This window comes from uncultured Acetatifactor sp. (genome assembly GCF_948601915.1).
In the GTDB taxonomy this organism is placed as follows: Bacteria; Bacillota; Clostridia; order Lachnospirales; family Lachnospiraceae; genus Acetatifactor.
This window is the reverse complement of record NZ_CAPDXS010000032.1, coordinates 17,816-39,682: the sequence shown is the minus strand read 5'-3', so window position 1 is coordinate 39,682 and position 21,867 is coordinate 17,816. Positions and strand designations below refer to the sequence as shown.

The following is a 21,867-nucleotide window of genomic DNA, read 5'->3' as shown; positions in this document are numbered from 1 at the left end:
ATGGTATTGTTAAAGGAAGACTGGATATGTGCCTGTCCGCGTTCAACGTTTTTCTTAACGCGCTTTTTTGTCACTTTTTTTGCAACTTGTTTCGCCATTTTAAACTAACCTACTTTCTCATCATTCTACAGTTACGTTTTTTTATTTCTTTTTGTTCGCAACAGTCCTCTTGGGCCCCTTGCGGGTCCTGGCGTTGTTCTTGGTGTTCTGACCGCGAACAGGCAGACCCTTACGATGACGGATGCCGCGATAGCATCCGATTTCCTGCAGACGCTTGATGTTCAGGGCGATTTCACGTCTCAGGTCGCCCTCCACCGTCACGCCGAGCTTCTCGATAGCCTCGGAAATCCTCTTCACCTCATCGTCGGTGACGTTCCTGACTCTGGTATCGGGATTCACGCCCGCCTCCTTCAGAATCTTGTTAGAGGTGGTCCTGCCGATCCCATAGACATAGGTCAGTCCGATTTCGATACGTTTCTCTCTGGGTAAGTCAACACCTGCGATACGAGCCATTTAAATTTCCTCCATTTTCTGTTACTAATTGATTGGGGCTTCCACCCAACCGGACACTCATCCATTTCTCTGATCCATCCGATCTTTCCAAGACAGCTTGCTCCAACCCGCAAGAAATGCACTGCACTTGTGCATTTCTTGTAGGCGAAACTTAGATTTTCTTAAATTGTGTCCTTTACAATTTTAGAAAATCTTTTCGCCTTGGTATCAAGAAGTAATCTCCTGTAAGCCCTATCCCAGTTCTATGTTAATCAATGTACAGGCCAAAACTGCCCGCCATCGGTTCAGCCGCGCATAAAAACAGGACAAGAACTCACTTGACATGCCGCAGTCCTCCGAAAAAGACTGCGCTCATGCGGTGATTATCCCTGCCTCTGCTTGTGTTTCGGATTCTCGCAGATTACTCTGATGCGTCCTTTTCTCTTGATGATCTTGCACTTTTCGCACATTGGTTTTACTGATGACCTAACCTTCATCTCAAACCCTCCTTTCAAAAAAGACCATTTTGTATTATAACATGGGAAAAGCCTGTTTGCAACCACTTTTTGTGATTCTTTCAGGCAAATTTCCCACTTATTTATCTCTCCAGATGATGCGCCCCTTGGTCAAATCGTAGGGCGACAGCTCCAGGGTCACCCTGTCCCCGGGAAGGATACGGATGAAGTTCTGGCGCAGCTTGCCGCTGATGTGCGCAAGCACCCTGTGCCCGTTCTCCAGCTCCACCTGGAACATGGTGTTCGGAAGCTTCTCTACCACAGTACCCTCGATTTCGATTACATCACTTTTAGACATATGTCTCCTCCAAATTTTATTGATTGCTCATACATTCATGATAAATACTGCTTCAGCGCATATTTGATTTCCTCCGGGTATACCTTTTCCCCGGCCCGCAGCCTCTCCAGCAGGCTCTCCTCCACCCGTGCATTGATCGGCTGTATATGCTTCCTGCGCTTCTTTTTCGGCCGGTCGGGGCCTTTCAGCCTTCCGTCGCTGAGGTATACGAAATCATCCTCCTGGCCCACGACTACATATAAGCATCCCTTATCATGTCCGGCCTTCGAGGTCGCAAACTGTCCTATCATACGAATACCCGTCCCTTTCCGCCGCCTGCAGGACGCGCTAGCATCTCGTCAGGATCTCAGGCTCTCCATCCGTTATCAGGATGGTGTTCTCATAGTGGGCCGACAGGGAGCCGTCCTCCGTGACTACGGTCCAGTCGTCGTCCAGCCATTCCACATCCGCCCTGCCCATATTGATCATAGGCTCCACGGCCAGCGTCATTCCCGGGCGGAGCTTGGGCCCCCGCTTTATCTGCGCGAAGTTGGGGATCTGGGGATCCTCGTGGAGCTTCGTCCCCACGCCGTGGCCCACCAGGTCGCGTACGATGCCGTAGCCGTAGGGCTTTATATACGCCGCGATGGCATTGGATATCTCAAAGAGCCGGTTCCCGGCCTTTGCCTTCTTTATGCCTTCGAAGAAGCTCTCCCTGGTGGCGTCGATGAGCCTGCGGGCCTCGGGGCTGATCTGGCCCACGCCGTGGGTCCTGGCCTCGTCGGAATGATACCCCTTATAGATCATCCCCGCGTCCAGGCTGACGATATCGCCCTCCTGCAGGATGCGGTGCCTGCTGGGAATGCCATGCACCACTTCATCGTTCACGGACACGCAGATGCTGGCGGGAAATCCGTTGTAATGGAGGAAATTCGGAATCCCCCCCATCTTCCTGATCAGGCTGTCCCCCTTGATGTCGATCTCCCTTGTGGAGATGCCGGGGCGTATCATCTCCTCCAGCTCCTTGTGCACCATGGCCAGCCGCCTGCAGGACTCCCGGATCAGCCCGATCTGTTCTTCTGTCTTGATTATAATCGCCATGACGAGGCACTTCCTATCCTAATATCTCTACGATGCTCCGGAACACGTCCTGCATGTCCATGGTCCCGTCCACGGTCCGCAGCACGCCCTTCCCGGTATAATACTCGATCAGGGGCTGGGTCTGGTCATGGTACACCTTCAGGCGGTTCTGCACCGTCTCCGGCCTGTCGTCGTCCCGCAGCACCAGCTCGGAGCCGCAGCTGTCGCAGATGCCCTCTTCCTTGGGCGGGATATGCTCTACATGGTAGGTGGCCCCGCACTTCAGGCATGCCCGCCTGCCGGACATCCTCTTTACGATATTCTCGTCCGGTACGTCCACGTCCACCGCGTAGTCGATCTCCTCCCCCAGCTTCCCGAGCGCCTCGTCCAGCACTTCGGCCTGGGGAATGGTCCTGGGGAAACCGTCCAGCACATAGCCGTTTTTGCAGTCCTCCTGGGCCACCCGGTCCAACAGGATCTTCACTCTTTCCCTACACGACGCTCTTCCGATCTCCCGGAAGATGTCCCCTGTGGATACATGGGGAATCCCGTATTTTTCCGCTATCATTTTCGCCTGGGTTCCCTTTCCGGCACCCGGCGCTCCCAACATGATGATCTTCATTATCCGCCTCCATATGCAATATCGTAAAACCGATAACATTATTTTGATAAACCATTTTATAAAAAGGAGCTCTCCCCGACTTTGGGAAAGCCCCTTCTGTAAGCTCCATGCTCCAGCCTTCCCTCTGGCCGGCCTCTTATTTCTCCAGGAAGCCCTTGTAATTGCGAACCAGCATCTGTGACTCCACCTGCTTCATGGTCTCCAGGATGACGCTGACGATGATGATAAGGCTGGTGCCGCCGAAGGACACCGTGGCTTTGAACACGCCGCTGAAGATATACGGCAGCACTGCGATGATCGTCAGGCCTATGGCACCGATGAACACGATGTAGTTCAATACCTTGTTCAGATAGTCGCTGGTAGGCTTTCCGGGCCTGATGCCGGGAATGAAGCCGCTCTGCTTCTTCATGTTGTCGGCAATCATCAGGGGATTGAAGGTAATGGAAGTATAAAAGTACGCAAAGAATATGATCATTGCGATATAAAACAACAGTCCCACGGAATACCATATCTGGCTGGGATTGCACCAGTTGCCCGCGTTCAGGTATTTCAGGATTTCGCTCCAGACACCTGTGCCGTTATATCCCGCAAAGGAGGAAATATAGCCGGGAAGGGACAGAAGCGACTGCGCGAAGATCACCGGGATGACGCCCGCGGTATTGACCTTCAGCGGAATGTTGGAGCTCTGGCCTCCCATCATCTTCCTGCCCTGCATCTTGTTGGCGTACTGCACGGGAATCCGGCGGACACCGTCGTTCAGGACGATGACCATCACTACCATGGCGATGATGATTGCGAATATGATTACCACCGCAAGCACTGCCGTTGCCGGAGCCTTGCCGAAAACGAACTGCTGGAACAGATTGCCCAAATCCTCGGGCAGCCTGGAGATGATATTGATCACCAGGACGATGGATATGCCGTTTCCGATGCCGTTCTCGGTGATCCGCTCGCCTACCCACATCAGGAACGCACTGCCCGCGGTAAGAGTGGCAATGGCGCAAATCACATTCAGAGCATTGTACTGAATCAGATATCCCTGTCTGCCGAAGCCGATGGCCATGGCCGTGGACTGAATCAGCGCCAGGCCTACCGTCACATATCTGGTGATGGCGGCAATCTTCTTTCTTCCATCCTCGCCGTCCCGCTGCATCTCCTCCAGCTTGGGGATTGCAATGGTGAGCAGCTGCATGATGATGGAGGATGTGATGTACGGCGTGATGTTCAGGGCCAAAATGGACATATTGATGAACGAACCGCCCGTAACCGCATCAAAGAAGCTGAAAGTCCCGTCGGACTGAGCCGCGAACCAGTTTCTGAAGTATTCCCCGTTCACCCCCGGCACAGGCAGCTGTGATCCTATGCGGATCACAACCAGCATGGCGAAGGTAAAGAGAATCTTGTCTCTAAGCTCTTTAATTTTGAATGCGTTCTTCAGCGTCGTAAGCATTACATCACCTCTGCTGTTCCACCAAGCGCCTCAATCTTTTCTTTTGCGGATGCACTGTACGCGTCTACCTTGACATTGAGCTTTTTGGTAAATTTTCCGTCCCCGAGGACCTTTACGCCATCCCCGCGCTTCTTAATGATGCCGGTCTCCAGCAGCGTATTCACGTCCACGGTAGAGCCGTCCTCGAAACGCTCTAAATCGCTCAAATTAATGGCAATGATTTCCTTGGAATTGATATTGGTGAAGCCTCTCTTAGGGATACGTCTGTACAGAGGCATCTGGCCGCCCTCGAACCCGATCCTGGGCGCTCCGGAACGTGCCTTCTGGCCCTTGTGCCCCTTTCCGGCGGTCTTGCCGTTTCCCGATCCATGTCCGCGGCCTCTCCTGAACTCATGATGCTTGGAACCTTCTGCGGGTCTTAAATTGGATAAATCCATCTCGTACACCTCCTTTTCGACTATACTTCTTCCACTTTCAGCAAATGGGCTACCCGGCGAATCTGTCCTCTCGTAGCGGCATTGTCAGGAAGGATGATAGACCTGCCGATCTTGCGGAGTCCCATAGATTCAACGATTGCCTTGTTCTTCGCAACAGCGCCGATGGTGGACCTTACCAAAGTAATCTTCAATTTCTTATCTGTGTCTGCCATTGTTGCTCTCCTTTCTACCGCATCAGCATAAAGACTGCTTATGCCAATACCTCTTCAACGGATTTGCCACGGCTCCTTGCCACTTCCTCAGGGGATTTCAGCTGGCTTAAGCCAGTGATCGTCGCAAGGACCACGTTCTGCTTGTTGTTGGAGCCAAGGGACTTGGTACGGATGTTCTTGATGCCCGCGAGCTCGCACACCACACGTGCGGGACCGCCTGCGATGATGCCGGTACCTTCGGGAGCCCTCTTGAGCAGGACGTTGGCGGAACCGTACTTGCCCACAAAGTCATGGGTGATGGAGCTGTTCTCATCCAGCGCGACCTGCACCAGATGCTTCATGGCGTCTTCCTTCCCCTTGCGGATAGCTTCCGGAATCTCTACAGCCTTGCCGAGCCCTGCGCCCACATGGCCGTTGCCATCGCCCACCACCACCAGAGCGGTGAAGCGCATGTTGCGTCCGCCCTTGACAGTCTTGGCGACACGCTTGATGGCTACGACCTTGTCGTTCAGCTCGAACTGGCTTGCATCTATGATTGTCTGTTTCATGGTGTATTCCTCTTCCTTTCCTAGAATTCCAGGCCAGCTTCTCTGGCTGCGTCGGCTAATGCTGCAACTTTACCGTGATAGATATAGCCGCCTCTGTCAAAGACGACGGTGGTGATGCCTTTTTCCACTGCCCTTTTGGCAATGACGGTACCGATATATTTTGCCGCAGCGACGTCATTGGTCTTCCCAAGCTCTGCCTTGATGTCCTTCTCCAGGGTGGAAGCGGATACTAATGTATTCCCAACAGTATCATCGATAATTTGAGCATACATATGATTATTGCTTCTGAAGACTGCCAGGCGGGGCCTTTCGGCAGTGCCACTGAAGCGGTTACGAATTCTCATGTGTTTTTTCACACGTACTTCTTTTCTTGATTTCTTGTTAACCATCTTCATACTCTCCTTATCTGTTATTTCTTACCGGTCTTGCCAACCTTGCGCCTGATGACCTCATCGGCATACTTGATGCCCTTGCCCTTGTAAGGCTCAGGCCTCCTCTTGTCCCTGATCTCAGCGGCGAACTGGCCGACCTTCTCTTTGTCGATACCCTTGACGATGATGACATTGGTCCCCTCTACCACGGACTCGATGCCCTCAGGGTCTTCCATTTCCACAGGGTGGGAGTATCCGAGGTTCAGTGTCAGCTTCTTGCCGGCCTTGGCGGCCCTGTAGCCTACGCCGTTGACCTCCAGCTTCTTCTCATACCCCTGGGTGACGCCTACCACCATATTGTTGATGAGGGTCCTGGTCAGGCCGTGAAGGGATTTCATCTTCTTCAGGTCGTTGGGCCTGCTTACATGAATCACCGCACCCTCCATCTTGATTTCCATTTCAGAGGGCAGAACTCTCTCCAGAGTGCCCTTGGGACCCTTTACGGTCACCTTGTTATTTTCTGCAATTTCCACAGTTACGCCTGCGGGAACCGCGATTGGCATTCTACCTATACGTGACATGCCCGTACCTCCTATATATTATAAAAAACTATCTTCCATGGAATGCACCTCTTCCATAGGAATGCACCTCTTCCATGATATCACATACAACTGCCGCAAATCCGGAAGAATGCCCGCCCTTGGCATTCTTCCGCGTGAGACCTAGATTTTCTTAGCGGGCGTCCTTTGGCCGTTTAGAAAATCTTCTCACGCTTTTACCAAACGAAAGCCAGTACCTCACCGCCCACGTTCAGCTCTCTCGCCTTTTTGTCGGTGATGACGCCCTGGTTGGTGGAAATGATGGCAATTCCCAAGCCCCCCAGCACCCTGGGCAGTTCGTCCTTGCCCGCGTACACGCGCAGGCCCGGCTTGGAAATCCTCTTGATGCCGGAGATGATCTTCTCGCTCTTGTCGGCGCCATACTTCAGGGTGATGTGGATGGCCTTGAAGTTGCCGTCATCGATAACGTCATATTTCGTGATATATCCCTCATCGAACAGAATCTGGGCAATGGCCAGCTTCATCTTGGAAGCAGGGATATCTACTGTATCATGCTTGGCAGCATTTGCGTTACGGATTCTTGTAAGCATATCTGCAATAGGATCGCTCAATGTCATTGTATTTTCCTCCTTCTTACCAGCTTGCAGGCGAGCAACCTGCCTGGCTACTTGAACCGCCTTTACCAGCTCGCCTTCTTGACCCCGGGTATCTGTCCCTTGTATGCCAGTTCGCGGAAGCAGACCCTGCAGATGCCGTACTTTCTCAAGTAAGCATGGGGACGGCCGCAAATCCTGCAACGTGTGTAAGCCTGTGTGGAGAACTTGGGTTTACGCTGCTGTTTAATCTTCAACGATGTCTTAGCCATGTGAAATCTACCTCCTTATTGTTTTGCGAAAGGCATATTGAACAATGTCAACAGCTCGCGCGCTTCCTCATCGGTCTTCGCGGTGGTCACAATGATGACGTCCATGCCTCTGGTCTTGTCGATCTTGTCGTACTCGATTTCCGGGAAGATGAACTGCTCCTTGATACCCAGGGCATAGTTCCCTCTGCCGTCGAAGGCATTGGGGTTGACGCCTCTGAAGTCGCGCACGCGGGGAAGCGCCAGGTTCACCAGGCGATCCAGGAACTCATACATCTTCTCGCCACGCAGAGTGGTCTTGCAGCCGATGTTCATCCCCTCACGGATCTTGAAGTTCGCCACGGACTTCTTCGCCTTGGTGAGGACTGCCTTCTGGCCGGTGATAATCTCCATGTCGGACACGGCGTTCTCAAGCACCTTGGGATTCTCCTTTGCCTCGCCGATGCCCATGTTGATGACGATCTTCTCAAGCTTGGGAACTTCCATCACGTTCTTATATCCAAATTTCTTCGTCATTGCGTCTACAATCGTCTCGTAGTACGTTTCTTTTAATCTTGCCACTTTAACGCTACTCCTTCCCAACTGTGAACTCCACAGTTTTTGATTAATCAATCACTTCGCCTGTCTTCTTCGCGAAACGGACCTTCTTGTCGCCTTCCATCCTGAAGCCGACTCTGGTAGGCTGTCCCTTGTAGACAAGCATTACGTTGGAGATATCAATAGGAGCTTCCATGTGGACGATGCCGCCGTTGGGGTTCGCAGCCGAGGGCTTCGCATGCTTTGTGATCATGTTCACGCCTTCCACCACGACTCTGTGCTTCTTCCTGTCGATGGAAACCACTTTACCCTCTGCATTACAGTCTTTGCCGGCGATTACCTTTACGGTGTCGCCCTTTTTGATCTTTAACATAGCCATAATGGGCACCTCCTTATAATACTTCGGGAGCCAGAGAGACGATTCTCATGAACTGCTTGTCACGAAGCTCTCTCGCTACCGGCCCAAAAATACGGGTTCCTCTGGGTGTCTTGTCATCCTTGATGATGACCGCTGCGTTCTCGTCGAACCTGATGTAGGAACCGTCCTTGCGGCGCACCTCCTTGACGGTACGGACTACCACTGCCTTGACCACATCGCCCTTCTTCACAACGCCGCCTGGTGTTGCGTCTTTAACGGACGCAACTATGATATCGCCCACATGCGCATATCTTCTCGTAGAACCGCCCATGACACGGATGCACAGAAGTTCCTTTGCACCGGTGTTATCAGCGACTTTCAGTCTTGTCTCCTGCTGAATCATGTTTTTCCTCCTCCGCCGCTTCTACGGCCAAATTTCACACGAACCGGCCAAGCTTATTTGGCTCTCTCTATGATCTCGACAAGTCTCCATCTCTTGTCCTTGGACAGGGGCCTTGTCTCCATGACCTTGACGGTATCTCCGATATTGCACTCGTTCTTCTCATCGTGGGCCTTCAGCTTGTATGTCCTCTTTACGATCTTCTTGTAACGGGGATGCTTTACATGCTCTTCGATCGCCACGACTACTGTCTTATCCATCTTATTACTGGTGACCTTGCCAGTACGCACTTTTCTCAAATTTCTTTCCACGATTGATCTCCTTTCATTGCCCTGGGACAATTACGCTCTTGACTTCTCGGTGATGACTGTGTTAATACGTGCAATGTTCTTCCTGACTTCCTTGATCCTTGCAGTATTGTCCAGCTGGTTGGTTGCGTTCTGGAATCTCAAATTGAAAAGCTCTTTCTTCGCGGCAACAAGGTCCTTTCCTAACTCTTCCACGGACTTGCCCTTTAATTCTTCTACAAACTTACTAGATTTCATTATTCTACACCGCCTTCCAAGTCTGCCTTTGCAACGATTTTACACTTGCAGGGAAGCTTATGCATTGCCAGACGCAATGCTTCCTTTGCCTGATCCTCGGGAACACCGGCAATCTCGAACATCACACGGCCGGGTTTGACCACTGCCACCCAAAACTCCACGGAACCCTTACCGGAACCCATACGTGTCTCGGCAGGCTTCGTGGTGACAGGCTTATCAGGGAAAATCTTGATCCACACCTGTCCGGTACGCTTTGTGTAACGTGTCAGCGCGATACGGGCGGCCTCAATCTGATTGGACTTGACCCAGCAGGCTTCCGTAGCCACCAGGCCGTACTCTCCGTGAGTGATGGTGTTGCCCCTTGTCGCCTTACCTGCCAGGCTGCCACGGAACTGTTTACGATGCTTTACTCTCTTGGGCATTAACATTATTTATCACTCCCTTCCGTCTGATTTCCTTTTGTGGGAAGTACCTCGCCTTTATAGATCCAAACCTTGACGCCTACCTTTCCGTAGGTGGTGTCAGCCTCTGCAAAACCATAGTCGATGTCGGCCCTCAGCGTCTGAAGGGGAATGGTGCCCTCGCTGTAGAACTCGGTGCGGGCGATGTCCGCGCCGCCCAGGCGTCCTGCGCAGGCTGCCTTGATTCCCAGAGCGCCGGACTTCATGGTCCTGCCCATGCAGGACTTCATGGCGCGCCTGAAGGATATGCGGTTCTCCAGCTGCTGGGCGATGTTCTCGGCTACCAGCTGGGCATCCTTGTCGGGCCTCTTGATCTCCTTGATGTCGATCAGGACCTTCTTGTCCGTCATCTTGGAAAGCTCTGTCTTGGTGATTTCAATCTCAGCGCCGCCCTTGCCGATGATGACACCGGGCTTCGCCGTGTGGATGATGACTCTGATCCTGTCGGATGCCCTCTCGATCTCAATCTTGGAGACACCCGCGCTGTACAGCTTCTTCTTCAGGTATTTTCTGATATTGTAATCTTCCACAAGGTAATCCGCGAAATCGGATTCAGCGTACCATCTGGAATCCCACTCTTTGATTACTCCGACTCTTAAGCCATGAGGATTAACTTTCTGTCCCATTTATTCGTCCGCTCCTTTCCCTACTTCCTCTCATCCAGCACAACAGTGATATGGCTCGTTCTCTTCTCGATCCTGTAAGCCCGGCCCTGTGCCCTGGGTTTGATGCGCTTCATGGTAGGGCCCTTGTTGGCATAGCACTCCGCGATATAAAGGTTATCCCTGTTCAGCCCCAAGTTGTTCTCGGCATTGGCCATCGCCGACTCGATCAGCTTCTTGACAAGGCCGGAAGCATATCTGGGATTATATTCCAAAACAGCAAGCGCGGTATGCACGTCCTTGCCCCTGACTGCATCCAGTACGAAACATGCCTTCTGTACGGAAACCCTTGCATAAGACAATTTTGCCGAAGGCCTTGTGTCCTTCTGAGCGTTTCTCTCTCTCTTAATCTGACTTCTATGTCCCTTAGCCATTGATATAAACCCTCCTTCTCCTTACCTAAGCTGGACTCCTTCCCGTCCCTGGCATGTCTAGCCATGGAAGAAGCCCGCTGCCACGGTTATCTAACTTTCGATTTCTTCTCGTCCTTACCGTGGCCACGGTAGGTTCTGGTGGCTACGAACTCGCCAAGCTTATGGCCAACCATGTCCTCGGTAACATATACAGGTACATGCTTTCTGCCATCATGGACCGCAATGGTGTGTCCTACAAAGGAAGGGAAAATCGTAGAACGACGGGACCATGTCTTGATGACCTGCTTCTGTCCGGAAGCGTTCAAAGCATCTATTTTCTTTAACAGGCTTTCATCCGCGAAAGGCCCTTTTTTCAGTGATCTAGCCATTGTCTTTCCTCCTCAATCTTACTTGATCGCTCTACCGTCACGTCTTCTCACAATCAGCCTGTCTGAAGGCTTCTTGGACTTGCGCGTCTTATAGCCCAGTGCAGGCTTGCCCCAAGGAGTGCTGGGCCCGGGACGTCCGATACCAGTCTTGCCTTCGCCGCCGCCGTGAGGATGGTCGTTGGGGTTCATGACGGAACCGCGGACTGTAGGACGGATGCCCATATGGCGCTTGCGGCCGGCCTTACCGATATTGATCAGATTGTGATCCGCATTGCCCACGATGCCAATTGTGGCGCGACATGTGAGAGGAACCATCCTCATCTCGCCAGAAGGAAGACGCAACGTGGCATATTTGCCCTCTTTCGCCATCAGCTGCGCGCTGTTTCCCGCGGAACGGGCCATCTGGCCGCCTCTGCCGGGATACAGCTCCACATTATGCACCATGGTACCTACCGGAATCTCGGAAAGCGGCAGGCAGTTGCCCACTCTCACTTCGGCTTCGGACCCGTTCATGACCTTCATCCCATCGGTCAGGCCCTGAGGAGCGAGGATATAGGACTTCTGGCCGTCCTCATAGCAGATTAACGCGATATTAGCTGACCTGTTGGGATCGTACTCGATGCCCACCACCGTTGCCGGAATGCCGTCCTTGTTCCTCTTGAAATCAATCAGTCTGTATTTTCTCTTGTTGCCGCCGCCTCTGTGCCTTACGGTAATCTTGCCCTGATTGTTGCGACCGGAATGCTTCTTTAAGGAAACACAAAGGCTCTTCTCCGGTGTCTTCTTGGTGATTTCAGAGAAATCAGAGCCCGTCATATGCCTTCTGGAAGGTGTATAGGGACGATATTTCTTGATTCCCATTTTTCTATTCTCCTTTTTTCGTGATTCTTTGCGCGGCTGCCACCCAAGCAGCCACATACCTAAATCTCTCCGGACAGAATTCAGTTGCTCTTAAACCGCGTCCTTTGACGCCTTGCGATTCTTTCTGTCCCGGGTGAAATCCGCATACATTTCCACCCTTTACAAGCCTGCGTAAATCTCGATATCCTTGCTGGCCTCCGTCAGCTTGACGATGGCCTTCTTTCTCTTGGCCGTCATTCCCACGGAAGTGCCGCGCCTCTTCTGCTTGCCAGGGAGGTTCATAGTGTTCACGCGCTGCACCTTGGTGCCCTCGAACATCTTCTCCACAGCCTCTTTGATCTGAGTTTTATTTGCTTCCGGATGAACCAGGAATGTGTATTCCTTTCTCTCCATCCCTTTCATGCTCTTCTCGGTGATTACCGGTTTGAGGATCACGTCATAATATTTGAGACTTGCCATTATGCAAACACCTCCTCTATCTTCGCTACGGCATCCTTGGTCAGGACCAGTGTCTTTGCCTTCATGATATCATAGGTATTGATCATGTTCGCCAGCGCCGTATCGATGTCTGCCAGGTTCCTCGCGGACATCACTACGTTAGCATCGTTCTCCGCGATGACCACCAGGCCCTTTTCCACCTTCAGGTTGTTCATCACTGCCACGAATTTCTTGGTCTTGATCTCGTCAAGCTTCAGCTCATCCAGCACGATCAGCTTGTTGTCCTGTACCTTGCAGGTCAATGCGGACTTCAGTGCCGCCCTCTTCTCCTTCTTATTCATCTTGAAGGAATAATCTCTGGGAACGGGAGCGAACACTACGCCGCCGCCTTTCCACTGGGGAGACCTGGTCGATCCCTGTCTCGCGTGGCCTGTACCCTTCTGCCTCCAGGGCTTGCGTCCGCCTCCGGACACCTCGCCGCGGGTCTTTGCCTTCTGGGTTCCCTGACGTTTATTTGCAAGCTGCTGTACAACTGCCATGTGTACCAGATGCTCATTTACCTTCACACCAAATACCGCATCGTTTAATTCGATTGTACCGACTTCCTTGCCTTCCATATTATAAACAGATACGCTTGCCATATGATTGGCCCTCCTTTCGCATTAAACTAGCATTCTACCTTTACGGTCTCTTTGATGGTGACTAATCCCTTCTTGGGACCGGGCACTGAGCCCTTAATCAGCAGCAGGTTCTTCTCCGCGTCCACCCTTACCACTTCCAGGTTCTGGACGGTGACCTTCACACATCCCATGTGTCCGGGCATCCCCTTGCCCTTGAACACGCGGCTGGGGGACGAGCATGCGCCGTTGGAACCCTGGTGGCGATGGAACTTGGAGCCGTGCTTCATGGGGCCTCTGTGCTGTCCGTGTCTCTTGATTGCACCCTGGAATCCCTTACCTTTGGAGATTGCGGACGCGTCTATCTTATCGCCCTGTTCGAAGATGTCCGCCTTAATCTCCGCGCCCAGCGAATACTCCTCGGCGTTCTCGAACTTGAACTCCCTCACATATCTCTTGGGGCTGACGCCGGCCTTCTTGAAATGGCCCTGCTCCGGCTTGGTAGCGCCGTGCCTGTGGATGACCTCGCGCCTGCCGCCGGCATCCTTGTTGATGATCCTGGCCTTCTTGTCCACGAAGCCTACCTGCACTGCCTTGTAGCCATCGTTCTCCACTGTCTTGACCTGCGTCACCACGCAGGGGCCTGCCTGAAGGACGGTCACGGGTATCAACGTGCCGTCTTCGGAGAAGATCTGGGTCATTCCGACCTTTGTCGCCAAAATTGCTTTCTTCATGTTTCCTCTCTTTCTGCCCTGGGGGCTTCATCTACATAGCGGACCACACAGCCATCGTTGCGCCATGGCCGCCGGCGGTTCCCCGCCGCCTGTGTTCATACGTCTAAGTAGAGGGTTTCCTTCCTTATTATTTTGTCCTCATCTTGATGTCGATGTACACGCCTGCGGGCATCTCCAGCCTCTGCAGGGCGTCCACCGTCTTCTGAGTGGGCGCGATGATGTCGATCAGCCTCTTGTGGGTCCTCTGCTCGAACTGCTCTCTGGAATCCTTGTATTTGTGTACTGCCCTGAGGATCGTCACCACTTCCTTCTTGGTGGGAAGGGGCACGGGGCCGCTCACCTCGGATCCTGTCTTCTTCACAGTCTCGATAATCTTCTTCGCGGACGCATCCACCAGCTGATGCTCATACGCCTTCAATGTGATTCTCATTACCTGACTTGCCATAAAAAAAGTCGCCTCCTTTTCGCACTTTTTGATAGTGAAAAAAATTTCACTTTAGTACGACAAGCGGTGACTGTACACTCTCCCGTGTGTGTCCTAAACTCTCACGCAACTGTCTTGACCTTCGGACTTCACATTCAGGACTGCATGTCTGCAGAATTTCAATCGGTACAGTGACTTGTCGTCAGTTTCTAACTTGACATTCGCTCCACGGAAAACCTGATCGCCATTGCTGATGACCAGCAACCTCGCGCTTCACAGCTATCATGTCACAGCAATTCTTAGTATACATGGCAAAACTTTACTTTGCAAGAACTTTTTCCTGCGTTTTAGAAAAAAATTGTATTTTTTTTAGTACAATCCGTCCTACGGAAAACAAATGACTTTTTTCCACAAATATGCTTTAATAAAGAATGGCTAAAAAATAATCAGCCGGAATCAGAAGATGATCAAAGCAAGGAGGCAGATATGTGGATTGCCGATAACTGGAAAGATTATGAGGTGCTGGACGCCAGCGGAGGCGAGAAGCTGGAGCGGTGGGGGGATTATATCCTGATCCGCCCGGATCCACAGGTCATCTGGAGCACGCCCCGGGGCCACAGGGCATGGAGCGGCCCCAACGGACATTACCACAGGAGCGACAGGGGCGGCGGGGAATGGGAGTTCTTCCGGCTGCCGGACGAGTGGGGCATCTCCTACCGGTTCCGGGAGCGCGGCGGGGAGACGGCCCGAAAGCCCCTTGCTTTCCGCCTGAAGCCCTTCAGCTTCAAGCATACCGGCCTGTTCCCGGAACAGGCGGTGAACTGGGAATGGTTCTCCCATATCCTGCGTGGAACGCCGCAGAATCCAGACAGGCCCCTGAAGGTGCTGAACCTCTTCGCCTACACCGGAGGCGCCACCCTGGCAGCGGCAGCGGCGGGCGCCCATGTGACCCATGTGGACGCCTCCAAGGGCATGGTGGGCTGGGCGAAGGAGAACGCTGCCGCCTCCGGCCTGGGAGACGCCCCCATCCGTTGGCTGGTGGACGACTGCGTGAAGTTCGTGGAGCGGGAGATCCGCCGGGGCAGCCGCTACGACGGCATCATCATGGATCCTCCCTCCTACGGCAGAGGCCCCAAGGGGGAAATCTGGAAGCTGGAGACCAGCATCTGGCCCTTCCTCACCCTGACGGCGCAGCTCCTTTCCCAGGACGCTCTGTTCTTCCTTATCAATTCCTACACCACGGGCCTGCAGCCCGCCGTGCTGTCGTACATGCTCAGTGAAGCGGTGGCAAAAGGCCGGGGCGGCCGGGTGGAGGCACAGGAAGTCGGCCTACCCGTATCCGCAAACGGCCTAGCCCTGCCCTGCGGGGCGGCGGGGCGCTGGCAGCGCGCTTCGTAGGCTCCTGTTACAGCACGTACTTTCTGAGCGGCGGTATCCGATACAGCACCCAGGCAAAGGCCGCCGAGAGGAGCGCCGTGCCCCCGAAGAACAGCAGCAGGAAGGTTCCAAGGGAGAGGGCGGCGGGCAGCGGCAGCAATGCCGCGCCGGACAGAGGCGTCACACAGAAGAACTTATAAGCCATATTCAGGAACACCGGATGGATCAGGTACACCGTAAAGCTCAGCGCCGCAGCCTGTTCCCGGAAATGGCCGGTTCCATGCCCTCTTCCAGCCCCCCGCCTCTCCTCCGTACCCATTCCCCATGCGAACAGCAGAAGCGCCAGCAGGACAGTGAAGGGATAGTTGTAGGCCATCTGCAGGGCATAGTTCCCCCACAGGCGGCTGGCGGCCATCCCGGCGCACAGCAGCAGGATCAGGCCGGGCAGGATTCCTTTTCCCACCGCCCTCTCCAGCCTGCCCCGCTCCGCCGTGGCGAACAGATATCCGCATATATAATAGAAGAAATAGATTCCGTCCCCCGGCAGGGCCGGGCCTTCCGCTCCCCGCAGTTCCCAGAGATACGGCAGCAGGGAGCAGCCCATGAGCAGCACCAGCGCCGCCGCGCCCACCGCCCATCGGGGAACGGCCTTCAGCACCCGTTTCAGGAGCGGCGTCACCGCATACAGGAGCAGTATCAGGTACAGATACCACATATGGGACCAGCTCTGTCCCCGGAGCACCTTCACAAAAGCCTCCCCCGGCATGCCCGGGCGGAATCTCCCCTCCGCCGCCAGCAGTTCCAGGCATCCGTAGGGCACACCGAACAGAATCAGGGCCAGCACGATCCGTCTGCAGTATTTCGTCAGCATCCTCCCCAGCCCCATCTCCCGACAGGGATTCAGGAACAGATATCCCGATATCACCAGAAATACCGGCACGCACCAGCACACCAGATCCATGACTGTCAGGAAGACCCTGTTCTCCTCCGGATACAGGCTCATATCCGTGGCATCCATGACGCCGGTGGCGGTATGGAGCATCACCACCGCCAAGGTTGCCATCACCCTCAATCTATCCAGAAAAGCCTCACGTTCTCTCATCTTTTCGCTGCCTTTCTCCGCAATTTCCTCATGTCTCAACATTGTACCCCCAGGAACAGGCATGCGCAAGCCTATAACGAAATTTTAAGAAATGGGTTTCCCACATCCCGACGACTACAGCTTCTTAACAATATCTTTATGCCTAATGCCTTGCCTCCTGTAGTCAAAAATTATATAATAGAAGTCAGACAGGATTCAAGTACTGTTTCAAATAAGCATACTTAAGGAAAGGGCATATCATGCGAAAAAAACAATTGGATTCGTTACATCATGTGAAGCATTCGGCCCGCAGAGGCCTGTGCACGGCGCTCTGCGCCACAGCCGCCGCAGGGGGCATCCTGGTCTCAAGGCGCCTCAGCCATAAGGCTGAGAGAACCCGCGGTAAGCGCATGCCACAGGAAACAGCATCGGAAAAAATCCACGAAAGCCTCGTTCGTGCCATCTCCCACGACCTGCGCACCCCATTGTCCGGCATCATGGGCAACAGCCTCCTCTATCTGGAGAACCACGAGACGCTGAACCAGGAGGAACGGCTGCAGCTTGTAAGTCATATCCACGAGGATTCCGGCTGGCTGATCAATATCGTGGAGAACCTCCTGGCCATGACCCGCATCAGTGACATGGACAGCGCTGTCCGCACCAGGGAGGAGATCGTGGAGGAGGTGCTGGGGGAAGCGCTGCAGAAAATGAAGATGCGCCATCCGGGCTTTGAAGTCCATGCCGTCATTCCGGACCAGATTGTCATGCTGCCCATGGATGCATTGCTCATAGAGCAGGTCCTCATCAATCTGCTGGAGAACGCTCTGCGCCATTCCGGCAGCAGAGAGCCGGTGGATGTCATCGTAGAGGATGGTGAAAGCCAGGTGACCTTTATCGTCAGGGACTATGGATGCGGCATCCGCGACGAGGCGCTGAGCCATCTGTCCCGCAATACACCGGACACAACCCTTTCGGGCATCCACAGGAAATACTGCATCGGGCTGGTAATCTGCAAGGCCATCATCTCGGCCCACCATGGCAGCTTTACGGGGCGGAACCACAGCCATGGTGCGGAATTTGTCTTTACCCTGCCAAAAGGAGCTTTTGATGTGCAATGAATGCCAGAATCCGCATTTTACTAATAGAAGATAACAAGAACACATGTTCTTATATCTCGGCGCTCTTGGCCAAGAACGGCTATACGACCACCACGGCTTTGACCGGCAGAGAGGGGCTCAGCCTTGCGGCCTCCCTCTGTCCCAATCTGATCCTGCTGGACCTGGGTCTGCCGGACATGGACGGATTCCAGGTGCTGGAACAGCTGCGCGGTTGGAGCCATGTCCCCATCCTCATCGTCTCCGCCTGCAACGAGGAACAGGAAAAGGTGGCCGCATTGGATCTGGGGGCCGACGACTATATCACCAAGCCCTTCTATCCGAACGAGCTGACGGCCCGCATCCGCACCGCTCTGCGCCACAGCCGCGGAAACGCCCACAGCCAGGTCTATAAGGCCCTGAATCTGGAAATAGACTTCGACAAGCGGATCCTCCGTCTGGAGGGCAAAAGAGTCCATCTGACCCAGATCGAGTACCAGCTCCTCTCCCTGCTGGCCGAGAATGCGGGGCGGGTGCTGACCTACAACACGATCCTGCGGCGCATCTGGGGGCCATACGCGGAGGAGAACAACCAGATTCTGCGGGTGAACATGGCGAACATCCGCCGCAAGATAGAACAGAACCCCGCTCAGCCCCAATATGTCTTCACCGAGGTGGGCGTGGGCTACCGCATGCTGGAAAATGAAAATGGATAGAGCTGGCTGCTGCCGGCTCTATTCTTGTCCTCCCATGGAACAGAACATCTCCCAGATTTCCTCCGCTGTGCCCCGTCCGTTGAAACGGATCAGCACGCCGCCCTCATACAGCACACTGAAGTTCCCTCTGGGGGTATCCGTGTCCCCCTGGTCGTCATAGGACTTCATCCGGCTCTTTACGATTTCCAGGTTAAAATCCTCCACGGCGAACACCGGATTGTCGAAGGTCTGCCGATATTCTTCCGGTACGGTCTCCCCATAGGGCACCTCATACAGCCGCTGGTCATAGCTCTCCGTCTCCTCCACATCCACTGTGGCAGGCGGATTCGCTGTCCTCTCCAGATGCAGCGTGATGGAGTCCATTCCCCTGATCCAGCACAGGGTCATGTTCGGCTCCTGGCTTTCCGTCACACGATGTCCCTCCTCGAAGGCATATCCCGCCGGAAGGGCCGTGGGGACATAGGCTCCCAGCACGGCGTCCTCCCTGGCCTGGGCCAGCATAAGCTTCTGGGACTGCGGCGGCAATGGACAGCCGCCAACATCCGTTTCAGGGCTTCCCTCCTCTCCCATGGCGCCTCCCTCGGCCCCGCCTCTGTCCTGATTCCCGTTCTTATCCTCGGCCGCTTCCTGCTCCGGCAGCATCTGCCCCCCGTCCGCTTCCTGCCCTTCCATCCGCTTGCCGTCTTCCGTCTGACAGGCCTGCTCCCCGCCCTGTCCTGCCTCCGCGGCATCCTCAGCTCCCGCTGCCTCCGGCGCGGCCTCCCCTGTCACCGCATCCTGGGGCATGTCCTCTTCTATGTCTTCCCGAATCTCCTCCATGTACGGCGCGGCATTGCCCCCGGAGGAATCCGCGCTGCCCATCTTCATCTGGGACAGCTGATATCCTCCCCAGCTTGCCGCCCCCGCCACTGCCAGGCACAGCACTGCCGCGGCAGCTCTGGCGCTTCGCCACAGGGGCCTGCGGCAGACCGTCACCCTCCCGTTTCCCGCACAGCGCTCCAGCAGGGCCTGGTCTACATCGGACAGCGCCTCCATCAGCCGCATGGCCCGTTCCGGCTCCTTCCGCCGCAGCTTGCCCTCGAAAGCATGCTTTCCTTCGGAATCGCCATATCCCCTCATATCACCACGCCCTCCTTTTCCAGATATGCCCGCAGCTTGGCCCTGGTGCGGAACAGGGAGGTCTTCACCGTGTTGAGCTTCATGCCGTAGCGCCTGGCGATGTCCCCGTATTCCTCCACGTACCAGTAGCGGCGCAGGAAGATATTGCAGTCCCGCTCCGGCAGCCCGTACAGGAATTCGTTTACCAGCCGCGCCAGCTCCGCCGCCTCCACCTCCGCCTGCGTGTCATGGGTGTCGGGCAGGCATTCCGCCAGCTCGTCCAGCGCAAGCTCCATCTCACCCTTTCCTCTCTTCATGGCATGCCTTTCCTTCCATCTGTCCAGGGACAGGTTCCTGGTGATCGTCCCCAGGAACAGCGCCAGGCGGTTCGGCCGCTTGGGCGGTATGGCATTCCAGGCCCGCAGCCATGTGTCGTTCACGCACTCGTCCGAGTCCTCCCTGGAGTACAGGATGTTCCAGGCGATACTGTAACAGTAGTTCCCATAGGCCTTCTGGGTCTCATAGATCGCCTGCTCCTGTCTCTCCCAATATAAATCCAGTATCTGTGCATCCTTCAAGATATGCCTCCCTCCTATGTGCGCCGCGTCCCCGGGCCGCGCAGCCCTCTCCTGTCTCTATAGACGACATCCGGCCTGACAGGTTTCATGGAAATGCAAAAAAAGGAACAGGAAAAAGGGCAGGAACCCCCGCCCTTCTCTTACGCATACCTCACATCAGCGGCGCCACCAGCCGCATAATCCTTCCGATTGCCCTGTCCCGCAGCCGCAGCTTCCCGTAATCCCCCTCTTTCATCTCGATGCACTTGCCCAGCGTATCCTGGAAATCCTGCTCCATCACCGCTATCTGGGAATTCCGGTACAGCACCACGCCGCACTCGAAATGGTGGAAGAGGCTGCGGTAGTCCAGGTTCACCGTGCCCACCACCGCCTTCACATTGTCGGAGATGAATACCTTGGCATGGACGAAGCCCGGCTCGTATTCGCAGATCCGCACCCCCGCCTCCAGCAGCTGGTCGTAATAGGTCTTGGCCAGGAGGAAGGCATATTTCTTGTCCGGGATGTGGGGCATGATGATGACCACCTCCACCCCCCGCTTCACGGCATAGCTCAGGGCAGTCAGCATCTGGTAATCCGGTATCAGATAGGGGGTCATGATGTGCACATAGGTATGGGCCGTGTTCAGGATCTCCAGGTACACCATCTGCCCCACCCGCTCCGGCCCCAGGGGGCAGACGCTGTAGGGGATGGCATAGCCGTCGCTTCCGCAGGATGCCTCCCCGGGAAGTCTGTATTTCCCATAGGCCTCCTCTTCCCCGTCCACGTCCCACAGCTCCAGGAACATATAGGTGAACCGCTCCACGGCGTCTCCCGAAATCTTGGCCCCTACATCCTTCCAGTGGCCGAAGCGCTCTTTTTTGTTGATATATTCGTCCGCCAGGTTGATGCCGCCGGTGAAGGCCACCTTTCCGTCAATGACCAGGATCTTGCGGTGGTCGCGGTTGTTGTAATGGGGGGAGAAAACAGGGCGGATCGGCGCGAACATCTTGCAGCGTATCCCCTCCGCCTCCAGCATCTGGGGGAAGAACTCGGGCAGGTTCCACAGCACATTGGTGCCGTCGCACATGAAGCGCACCTCCACGCCCTGCCTGGCCTTCTCTTTCAGGATGTCCAGAATCGTCCCCAGCATCTGCCCGCCGGACACGATGAAGAATTCCATGAAGATGAACTTTTCCGCCTTCTTCAGCTCCTCCACCATGTCCACGAACTGGCTGTCCCCCAGGGCGTAATATTTCATCTGAGTGTTGTCATAGACCGGGCTGTTGTCGTATTTCTCCAGGTAATAGGCCAGCTGCCCCATGTGGGGGCTCTCCGTCCTAAGCCTGTCCCTGGTGTCGCTCCTGGGAACCACGTACTTCCTGGTATGCCCCGACAGCTCCGTAAGCCGCTCGTACAGGACCGTAGTGCCCGGCTGCATGACGATGGTCATGTAAAAGATGGCCCCGAACACAGGGAATATGGCGATGGGCAGCATCCAGGACAGCTTCAGGTCCGGATTGCCGGGGGCATTGTAGATATAGATCACCACTATGGCGCTGACCGCCAGAAAAAGCCCGTAGAACAGATAGCTGTAATTGCGCAGGAGGATATATCCCACCGTCAGCAGAATGAGCTGCGCCAGAAAGCCCAGCAGGATCATGGCGAACCTGCCATAGATGACCGTCTTGAGCTTTCCCAGCACCTGATTGACTTTTTCTCCCATGTTCATGAAAATCACA

General features: G+C 54.6%; 34 protein-coding genes and 1 pseudogene. 3 read left to right on the top strand and 32 right to left on the bottom strand.

Annotated elements, in window-relative coordinates; translation table 11 throughout:
• The 28 genes and pseudogenes from Q2B33_RS07685 to rpsJ form a co-directional block, all read right to left on the bottom strand.
• Nucleotides 1-98: pseudogene (locus Q2B33_RS07685) on the bottom strand (30S ribosomal protein S11); the annotation flags it as partial.
• A gap of 43 nt (nt 99-141) precedes the next feature.
• Nucleotides 142-513: a 30S ribosomal protein S13 gene (gene rpsM / locus Q2B33_RS07680; RefSeq protein WP_296475372.1), complete on the bottom strand. Its 372-nt coding sequence runs from the start codon at nt 511-513 to the stop codon at nt 142-144.
• A gap of 362 nt (nt 514-875) precedes the next feature.
• Nucleotides 876-989 carry a 50S ribosomal protein L36 gene (gene rpmJ / locus Q2B33_RS07675; protein ID WP_103238484.1) on the bottom strand — a complete coding sequence of 38 codons (114 nt, stop codon included), beginning with the start codon at nt 987-989 and terminating at the stop codon, nt 876-878.
• Between the two features lie 97 nt (nt 990-1,086).
• The gene (gene infA, locus Q2B33_RS07670; protein ID WP_251206332.1) at nt 1,087-1,305 is read right to left on the bottom strand and encodes a translation initiation factor IF-1; all 219 of its coding nucleotides are present in this window, start codon (nt 1,303-1,305) and stop codon (nt 1,087-1,089) included.
• Nucleotides 1,306-1,340: 35 nt separating this feature from the next.
• Complete coding sequence (locus Q2B33_RS07665) at nt 1,341-1,595, bottom strand: KOW domain-containing RNA-binding protein (RefSeq protein ID WP_300774590.1); 255 nt, start codon at nt 1,593-1,595, stop codon at nt 1,341-1,343.
• Nucleotides 1,596-1,632: 37 nt separating this feature from the next.
• Nucleotides 1,633-2,385 carry a type I methionyl aminopeptidase gene (gene map / locus Q2B33_RS07660; protein ID WP_296475369.1) on the bottom strand — a complete coding sequence of 251 codons (753 nt, stop codon included), beginning with the start codon at nt 2,383-2,385 and terminating at the stop codon, nt 1,633-1,635.
• A gap of 737 nt (nt 2,386-3,122) precedes the next feature.
• Entirely contained in the window at nt 3,123-4,436 is a 1,314-nt protein-coding gene (gene secY, locus Q2B33_RS07650) for a preprotein translocase subunit SecY (protein WP_300569832.1), read from the bottom strand.
• On the bottom strand, nt 4,436-4,873 hold the full coding sequence (gene rplO / locus Q2B33_RS07645; protein ID WP_296475362.1) for a 50S ribosomal protein L15: 438 nt from the start codon (nt 4,871-4,873) through the stop codon (nt 4,436-4,438). The genes secY and rplO overlap by 1 nt, the downstream gene beginning before the upstream one ends.
• Nucleotides 4,874-4,893: 20 nt before the next feature.
• A complete protein-coding gene (gene rpmD, locus Q2B33_RS07640) occupies nt 4,894-5,085 on the bottom strand; it encodes a 50S ribosomal protein L30 (RefSeq protein ID WP_296463800.1) in 192 nt (63 codons plus the stop codon).
• A gap of 38 nt (nt 5,086-5,123) precedes the next feature.
• On the bottom strand, nt 5,124-5,633 hold the full coding sequence (rpsE, locus tag Q2B33_RS07635; RefSeq protein WP_296463798.1) for a 30S ribosomal protein S5: 510 nt from the start codon (nt 5,631-5,633) through the stop codon (nt 5,124-5,126).
• 20 nt (nt 5,634-5,653) lie between these two features.
• Entirely contained in the window at nt 5,654-6,022 is a 369-nt protein-coding gene (gene rplR / locus Q2B33_RS07630; protein ID WP_300569837.1) for a 50S ribosomal protein L18, read from the bottom strand.
• A 20-nt stretch (nt 6,023-6,042) separates the two neighbouring features.
• On the bottom strand, nt 6,043-6,585 hold the full coding sequence (rplF, locus tag Q2B33_RS07625) for a 50S ribosomal protein L6 (RefSeq protein WP_300569840.1): 543 nt from the start codon (nt 6,583-6,585) through the stop codon (nt 6,043-6,045).
• Nucleotides 6,586-6,779: 194 nt separating this feature from the next.
• Nucleotides 6,780-7,181 (bottom strand): 30S ribosomal protein S8, encoded by a 402-nt coding sequence (gene rpsH / locus Q2B33_RS07620; protein WP_296463793.1) that lies wholly within the window; start codon nt 7,179-7,181, stop codon nt 6,780-6,782.
• 62 nt (nt 7,182-7,243) lie between these two features.
• The gene (locus Q2B33_RS07615; RefSeq protein WP_296463791.1) at nt 7,244-7,429 is read right to left on the bottom strand and encodes a type Z 30S ribosomal protein S14; all 186 of its coding nucleotides are present in this window, start codon (nt 7,427-7,429) and stop codon (nt 7,244-7,246) included.
• Nucleotides 7,430-7,444: 15 nt separating this feature from the next.
• Nucleotides 7,445-7,987 carry a 50S ribosomal protein L5 gene (gene rplE, locus Q2B33_RS07610; protein WP_296463789.1) on the bottom strand — a complete coding sequence of 181 codons (543 nt, stop codon included), beginning with the start codon at nt 7,985-7,987 and terminating at the stop codon, nt 7,445-7,447.
• Between the two features lie 43 nt (nt 7,988-8,030).
• Nucleotides 8,031-8,342 (bottom strand): 50S ribosomal protein L24, encoded by a 312-nt coding sequence (rplX, locus tag Q2B33_RS07605; protein WP_296463787.1) that lies wholly within the window; start codon nt 8,340-8,342, stop codon nt 8,031-8,033.
• A 13-nt stretch (nt 8,343-8,355) separates the two neighbouring features.
• A complete protein-coding gene (gene rplN, locus Q2B33_RS07600; protein ID WP_296440420.1) occupies nt 8,356-8,724 on the bottom strand; it encodes a 50S ribosomal protein L14 in 369 nt (122 codons plus the stop codon).
• Between the two features lie 53 nt (nt 8,725-8,777).
• Nucleotides 8,778-9,032: a 30S ribosomal protein S17 gene (gene rpsQ, locus Q2B33_RS07595; protein WP_369124250.1), complete on the bottom strand. Its 255-nt coding sequence runs from the start codon at nt 9,030-9,032 to the stop codon at nt 8,778-8,780.
• Nucleotides 9,033-9,062: 30 nt separating this feature from the next.
• The gene (gene rpmC, locus Q2B33_RS07590) at nt 9,063-9,266 is read right to left on the bottom strand and encodes a 50S ribosomal protein L29 (protein WP_296463785.1); all 204 of its coding nucleotides are present in this window, start codon (nt 9,264-9,266) and stop codon (nt 9,063-9,065) included.
• Nucleotides 9,266-9,694 (bottom strand): 50S ribosomal protein L16, encoded by a 429-nt coding sequence (rplP, locus tag Q2B33_RS07585; RefSeq protein ID WP_296463784.1) that lies wholly within the window; start codon nt 9,692-9,694, stop codon nt 9,266-9,268. Before rplP ends, rpmC begins: the two co-directional genes overlap by 1 nt.
• The gene (rpsC, locus tag Q2B33_RS07580) at nt 9,694-10,353 is read right to left on the bottom strand and encodes a 30S ribosomal protein S3 (protein WP_296463782.1); all 660 of its coding nucleotides are present in this window, start codon (nt 10,351-10,353) and stop codon (nt 9,694-9,696) included. Before rpsC ends, rplP begins: the two co-directional genes overlap by 1 nt.
• 20 nt (nt 10,354-10,373) lie before the next feature.
• Nucleotides 10,374-10,763 (bottom strand): 50S ribosomal protein L22, encoded by a 390-nt coding sequence (gene rplV, locus Q2B33_RS07575; RefSeq protein WP_296463780.1) that lies wholly within the window; start codon nt 10,761-10,763, stop codon nt 10,374-10,376.
• A gap of 86 nt (nt 10,764-10,849) precedes the next feature.
• Complete coding sequence (gene rpsS, locus Q2B33_RS07570; RefSeq protein WP_103238344.1) at nt 10,850-11,131, bottom strand: 30S ribosomal protein S19; 282 nt, start codon at nt 11,129-11,131, stop codon at nt 10,850-10,852.
• Between the two features lie 18 nt (nt 11,132-11,149).
• On the bottom strand, nt 11,150-11,992 hold the full coding sequence (rplB, locus tag Q2B33_RS07565) for a 50S ribosomal protein L2 (protein WP_300783617.1): 843 nt from the start codon (nt 11,990-11,992) through the stop codon (nt 11,150-11,152).
• 159 nt (nt 11,993-12,151) lie between these two features.
• A complete protein-coding gene (rplW, locus tag Q2B33_RS07560; RefSeq protein WP_296475348.1) occupies nt 12,152-12,451 on the bottom strand; it encodes a 50S ribosomal protein L23 in 300 nt (99 codons plus the stop codon).
• Nucleotides 12,451-13,071 carry a 50S ribosomal protein L4 gene (gene rplD, locus Q2B33_RS07555; protein WP_300783618.1) on the bottom strand — a complete coding sequence of 207 codons (621 nt, stop codon included), beginning with the start codon at nt 13,069-13,071 and terminating at the stop codon, nt 12,451-12,453. Before rplD ends, rplW begins: the two co-directional genes overlap by 1 nt.
• Nucleotides 13,072-13,097: 26 nt before the next feature.
• Entirely contained in the window at nt 13,098-13,781 is a 684-nt protein-coding gene (gene rplC, locus Q2B33_RS07550; protein ID WP_300783620.1) for a 50S ribosomal protein L3, read from the bottom strand.
• Between the two features lie 127 nt (nt 13,782-13,908).
• The gene (gene rpsJ, locus Q2B33_RS07545) at nt 13,909-14,226 is read right to left on the bottom strand and encodes a 30S ribosomal protein S10 (protein ID WP_103238339.1); all 318 of its coding nucleotides are present in this window, start codon (nt 14,224-14,226) and stop codon (nt 13,909-13,911) included.
• Nucleotides 14,227-14,691: 465 nt separating this feature from the next.
• Here rpsJ and Q2B33_RS07540 point away from each other — a divergent pair, with 465 nt between their 5' ends.
• A complete protein-coding gene (locus Q2B33_RS07540; protein ID WP_300769596.1) occupies nt 14,692-15,603 on the top strand; it encodes a class I SAM-dependent methyltransferase in 912 nt (303 codons plus the stop codon).
• A 7-nt stretch (nt 15,604-15,610) separates the two neighbouring features.
• Here Q2B33_RS07540 and Q2B33_RS07535 read toward each other — a convergent pair whose 3' ends face one another.
• Complete coding sequence (locus tag Q2B33_RS07535) at nt 15,611-16,684, bottom strand: acyltransferase (RefSeq protein WP_300783622.1); 1,074 nt, start codon at nt 16,682-16,684, stop codon at nt 15,611-15,613.
• Nucleotides 16,685-17,073: 389 nt separating this feature from the next.
• On the opposite strand from Q2B33_RS07535, the gene Q2B33_RS07530 reads away from it, so the two are divergent.
• The gene (locus tag Q2B33_RS07530) at nt 17,074-17,781 is read left to right on the top strand and encodes a sensor histidine kinase KdpD (protein ID WP_300815921.1); all 708 of its coding nucleotides are present in this window, start codon (nt 17,074-17,076) and stop codon (nt 17,779-17,781) included.
• Nucleotides 17,778-18,473, top strand: coding sequence for a response regulator transcription factor (locus tag Q2B33_RS07525; RefSeq protein ID WP_300783624.1), 696 nt, complete (start codon nt 17,778-17,780; stop codon nt 18,471-18,473). The genes Q2B33_RS07530 and Q2B33_RS07525 overlap by 4 nt, the downstream gene beginning before the upstream one ends.
• 18 nt (nt 18,474-18,491) lie before the next feature.
• Here Q2B33_RS07525 and Q2B33_RS07520 read toward each other — a convergent pair whose 3' ends face one another.
• The 3 genes from Q2B33_RS07520 to Q2B33_RS07510 form a co-directional block, all read right to left on the bottom strand.
• Nucleotides 18,492-19,592, bottom strand: coding sequence for a hypothetical protein (locus Q2B33_RS07520; protein WP_300783626.1), 1,101 nt, complete (start codon nt 19,590-19,592; stop codon nt 18,492-18,494).
• Nucleotides 19,589-20,149: an RNA polymerase sigma factor gene (locus tag Q2B33_RS07515; protein ID WP_300569877.1), complete on the bottom strand. Its 561-nt coding sequence runs from the start codon at nt 20,147-20,149 to the stop codon at nt 19,589-19,591. The genes Q2B33_RS07520 and Q2B33_RS07515 overlap by 4 nt, the downstream gene beginning before the upstream one ends.
• A gap of 151 nt (nt 20,150-20,300) precedes the next feature.
• Nucleotides 20,301-21,857 (bottom strand): phospholipase D-like domain-containing protein, encoded by a 1,557-nt coding sequence (locus tag Q2B33_RS07510; RefSeq protein ID WP_296477856.1) that lies wholly within the window; start codon nt 21,855-21,857, stop codon nt 20,301-20,303.
• Between the last annotated feature and the right edge of the window lie 10 nt (nt 21,858-21,867).

Coding starts and splice junctions, on each gene's coding strand:
- rpsM (WP_296475372.1), bottom strand. CDS start 513: ATGGCTCGTATCGCAGGTGTTGACTTACCCAGAGAGAAACGTATCGAA.
- rpmJ (WP_103238484.1), bottom strand. CDS start 989: ATGAAGGTTAGGTCATCAGTAAAACCAATGTGCGAAAAGTGCAAGATC.
- infA (WP_251206332.1), bottom strand. CDS start 1,305: ATGTCTAAAAGTGATGTAATCGAAATCGAGGGTACTGTGGTAGAGAAG.
- Q2B33_RS07665 (WP_300774590.1), bottom strand. CDS start 1,595: ATGATAGGACAGTTTGCGACCTCGAAGGCCGGACATGATAAGGGATGC.
- map (WP_296475369.1), bottom strand. CDS start 2,385: ATGGCGATTATAATCAAGACAGAAGAACAGATCGGGCTGATCCGGGAG.
- secY (WP_300569832.1), bottom strand. CDS start 4,436: ATGCTTACGACGCTGAAGAACGCATTCAAAATTAAAGAGCTTAGAGAC.
- rplO (WP_296475362.1), bottom strand. CDS start 4,873: ATGGATTTATCCAATTTAAGACCCGCAGAAGGTTCCAAGCATCATGAG.
- rpmD (WP_296463800.1), bottom strand. CDS start 5,085: ATGGCAGACACAGATAAGAAATTGAAGATTACTTTGGTAAGGTCCACC.
- rpsE (WP_296463798.1), bottom strand. CDS start 5,633: ATGAAACAGACAATCATAGATGCAAGCCAGTTCGAGCTGAACGACAAG.
- rplR (WP_300569837.1), bottom strand. CDS start 6,022: ATGGTTAACAAGAAATCAAGAAAAGAAGTACGTGTGAAAAAACACATG.
- rplF (WP_300569840.1), bottom strand. CDS start 6,585: ATGTCACGTATAGGTAGAATGCCAATCGCGGTTCCCGCAGGCGTAACT.
- rpsH (WP_296463793.1), bottom strand. CDS start 7,181: ATGACATTGAGCGATCCTATTGCAGATATGCTTACAAGAATCCGTAAC.
- Q2B33_RS07615 (WP_296463791.1), bottom strand. CDS start 7,429: ATGGCTAAGACATCGTTGAAGATTAAACAGCAGCGTAAACCCAAGTTC.
- rplX (WP_296463787.1), bottom strand. CDS start 8,342: ATGGCTATGTTAAAGATCAAAAAGGGCGACACCGTAAAGGTAATCGCC.
- rplN (WP_296440420.1), bottom strand. CDS start 8,724: ATGATTCAGCAGGAGACAAGACTGAAAGTCGCTGATAACACCGGTGCA.
- rpmC (WP_296463785.1), bottom strand. CDS start 9,266: ATGAAATCTAGTAAGTTTGTAGAAGAATTAAAGGGCAAGTCCGTGGAA.
- rplP (WP_296463784.1), bottom strand. CDS start 9,694: ATGTTAATGCCCAAGAGAGTAAAGCATCGTAAACAGTTCCGTGGCAGC.
- rpsC (WP_296463782.1), bottom strand. CDS start 10,353: ATGGGACAGAAAGTTAATCCTCATGGCTTAAGAGTCGGAGTAATCAAA.
- rplV (WP_296463780.1), bottom strand. CDS start 10,763: ATGGCTAAGGGACATAGAAGTCAGATTAAGAGAGAGAGAAACGCTCAG.
- rpsS (WP_103238344.1), bottom strand. CDS start 11,131: ATGGCTAGATCACTGAAAAAAGGGCCTTTCGCGGATGAAAGCCTGTTA.
- rplB (WP_300783617.1), bottom strand. CDS start 11,992: ATGGGAATCAAGAAATATCGTCCCTATACACCTTCCAGAAGGCATATG.
- rplW (WP_296475348.1), bottom strand. CDS start 12,451: ATGGCAAGTCTCAAATATTATGACGTGATCCTCAAACCGGTAATCACC.
- rplD (WP_300783618.1), bottom strand. CDS start 13,071: ATGGCAAGCGTATCTGTTTATAATATGGAAGGCAAGGAAGTCGGTACA.
- rplC (WP_300783620.1), bottom strand. CDS start 13,781: ATGAAGAAAGCAATTTTGGCGACAAAGGTCGGAATGACCCAGATCTTC.
- rpsJ (WP_103238339.1), bottom strand. CDS start 14,226: ATGGCAAGTCAGGTAATGAGAATCACATTGAAGGCGTATGAGCATCAG.
- Q2B33_RS07540 (WP_300769596.1), top strand. CDS start 14,692: ATGTGGATTGCCGATAACTGGAAAGATTATGAGGTGCTGGACGCCAGC.
- Q2B33_RS07535 (WP_300783622.1), bottom strand. CDS start 16,684: ATGAGAGAACGTGAGGCTTTTCTGGATAGATTGAGGGTGATGGCAACC.
- Q2B33_RS07530 (WP_300815921.1), top strand. CDS start 17,074: ATGCCACAGGAAACAGCATCGGAAAAAATCCACGAAAGCCTCGTTCGT.
- Q2B33_RS07525 (WP_300783624.1), top strand. CDS start 17,778: ATGAATGCCAGAATCCGCATTTTACTAATAGAAGATAACAAGAACACA.
- Q2B33_RS07520 (WP_300783626.1), bottom strand. CDS start 19,592: ATGAGGGGATATGGCGATTCCGAAGGAAAGCATGCTTTCGAGGGCAAG.
- Q2B33_RS07510 (WP_296477856.1), bottom strand. CDS start 21,857: ATGAACATGGGAGAAAAAGTCAATCAGGTGCTGGGAAAGCTCAAGACG.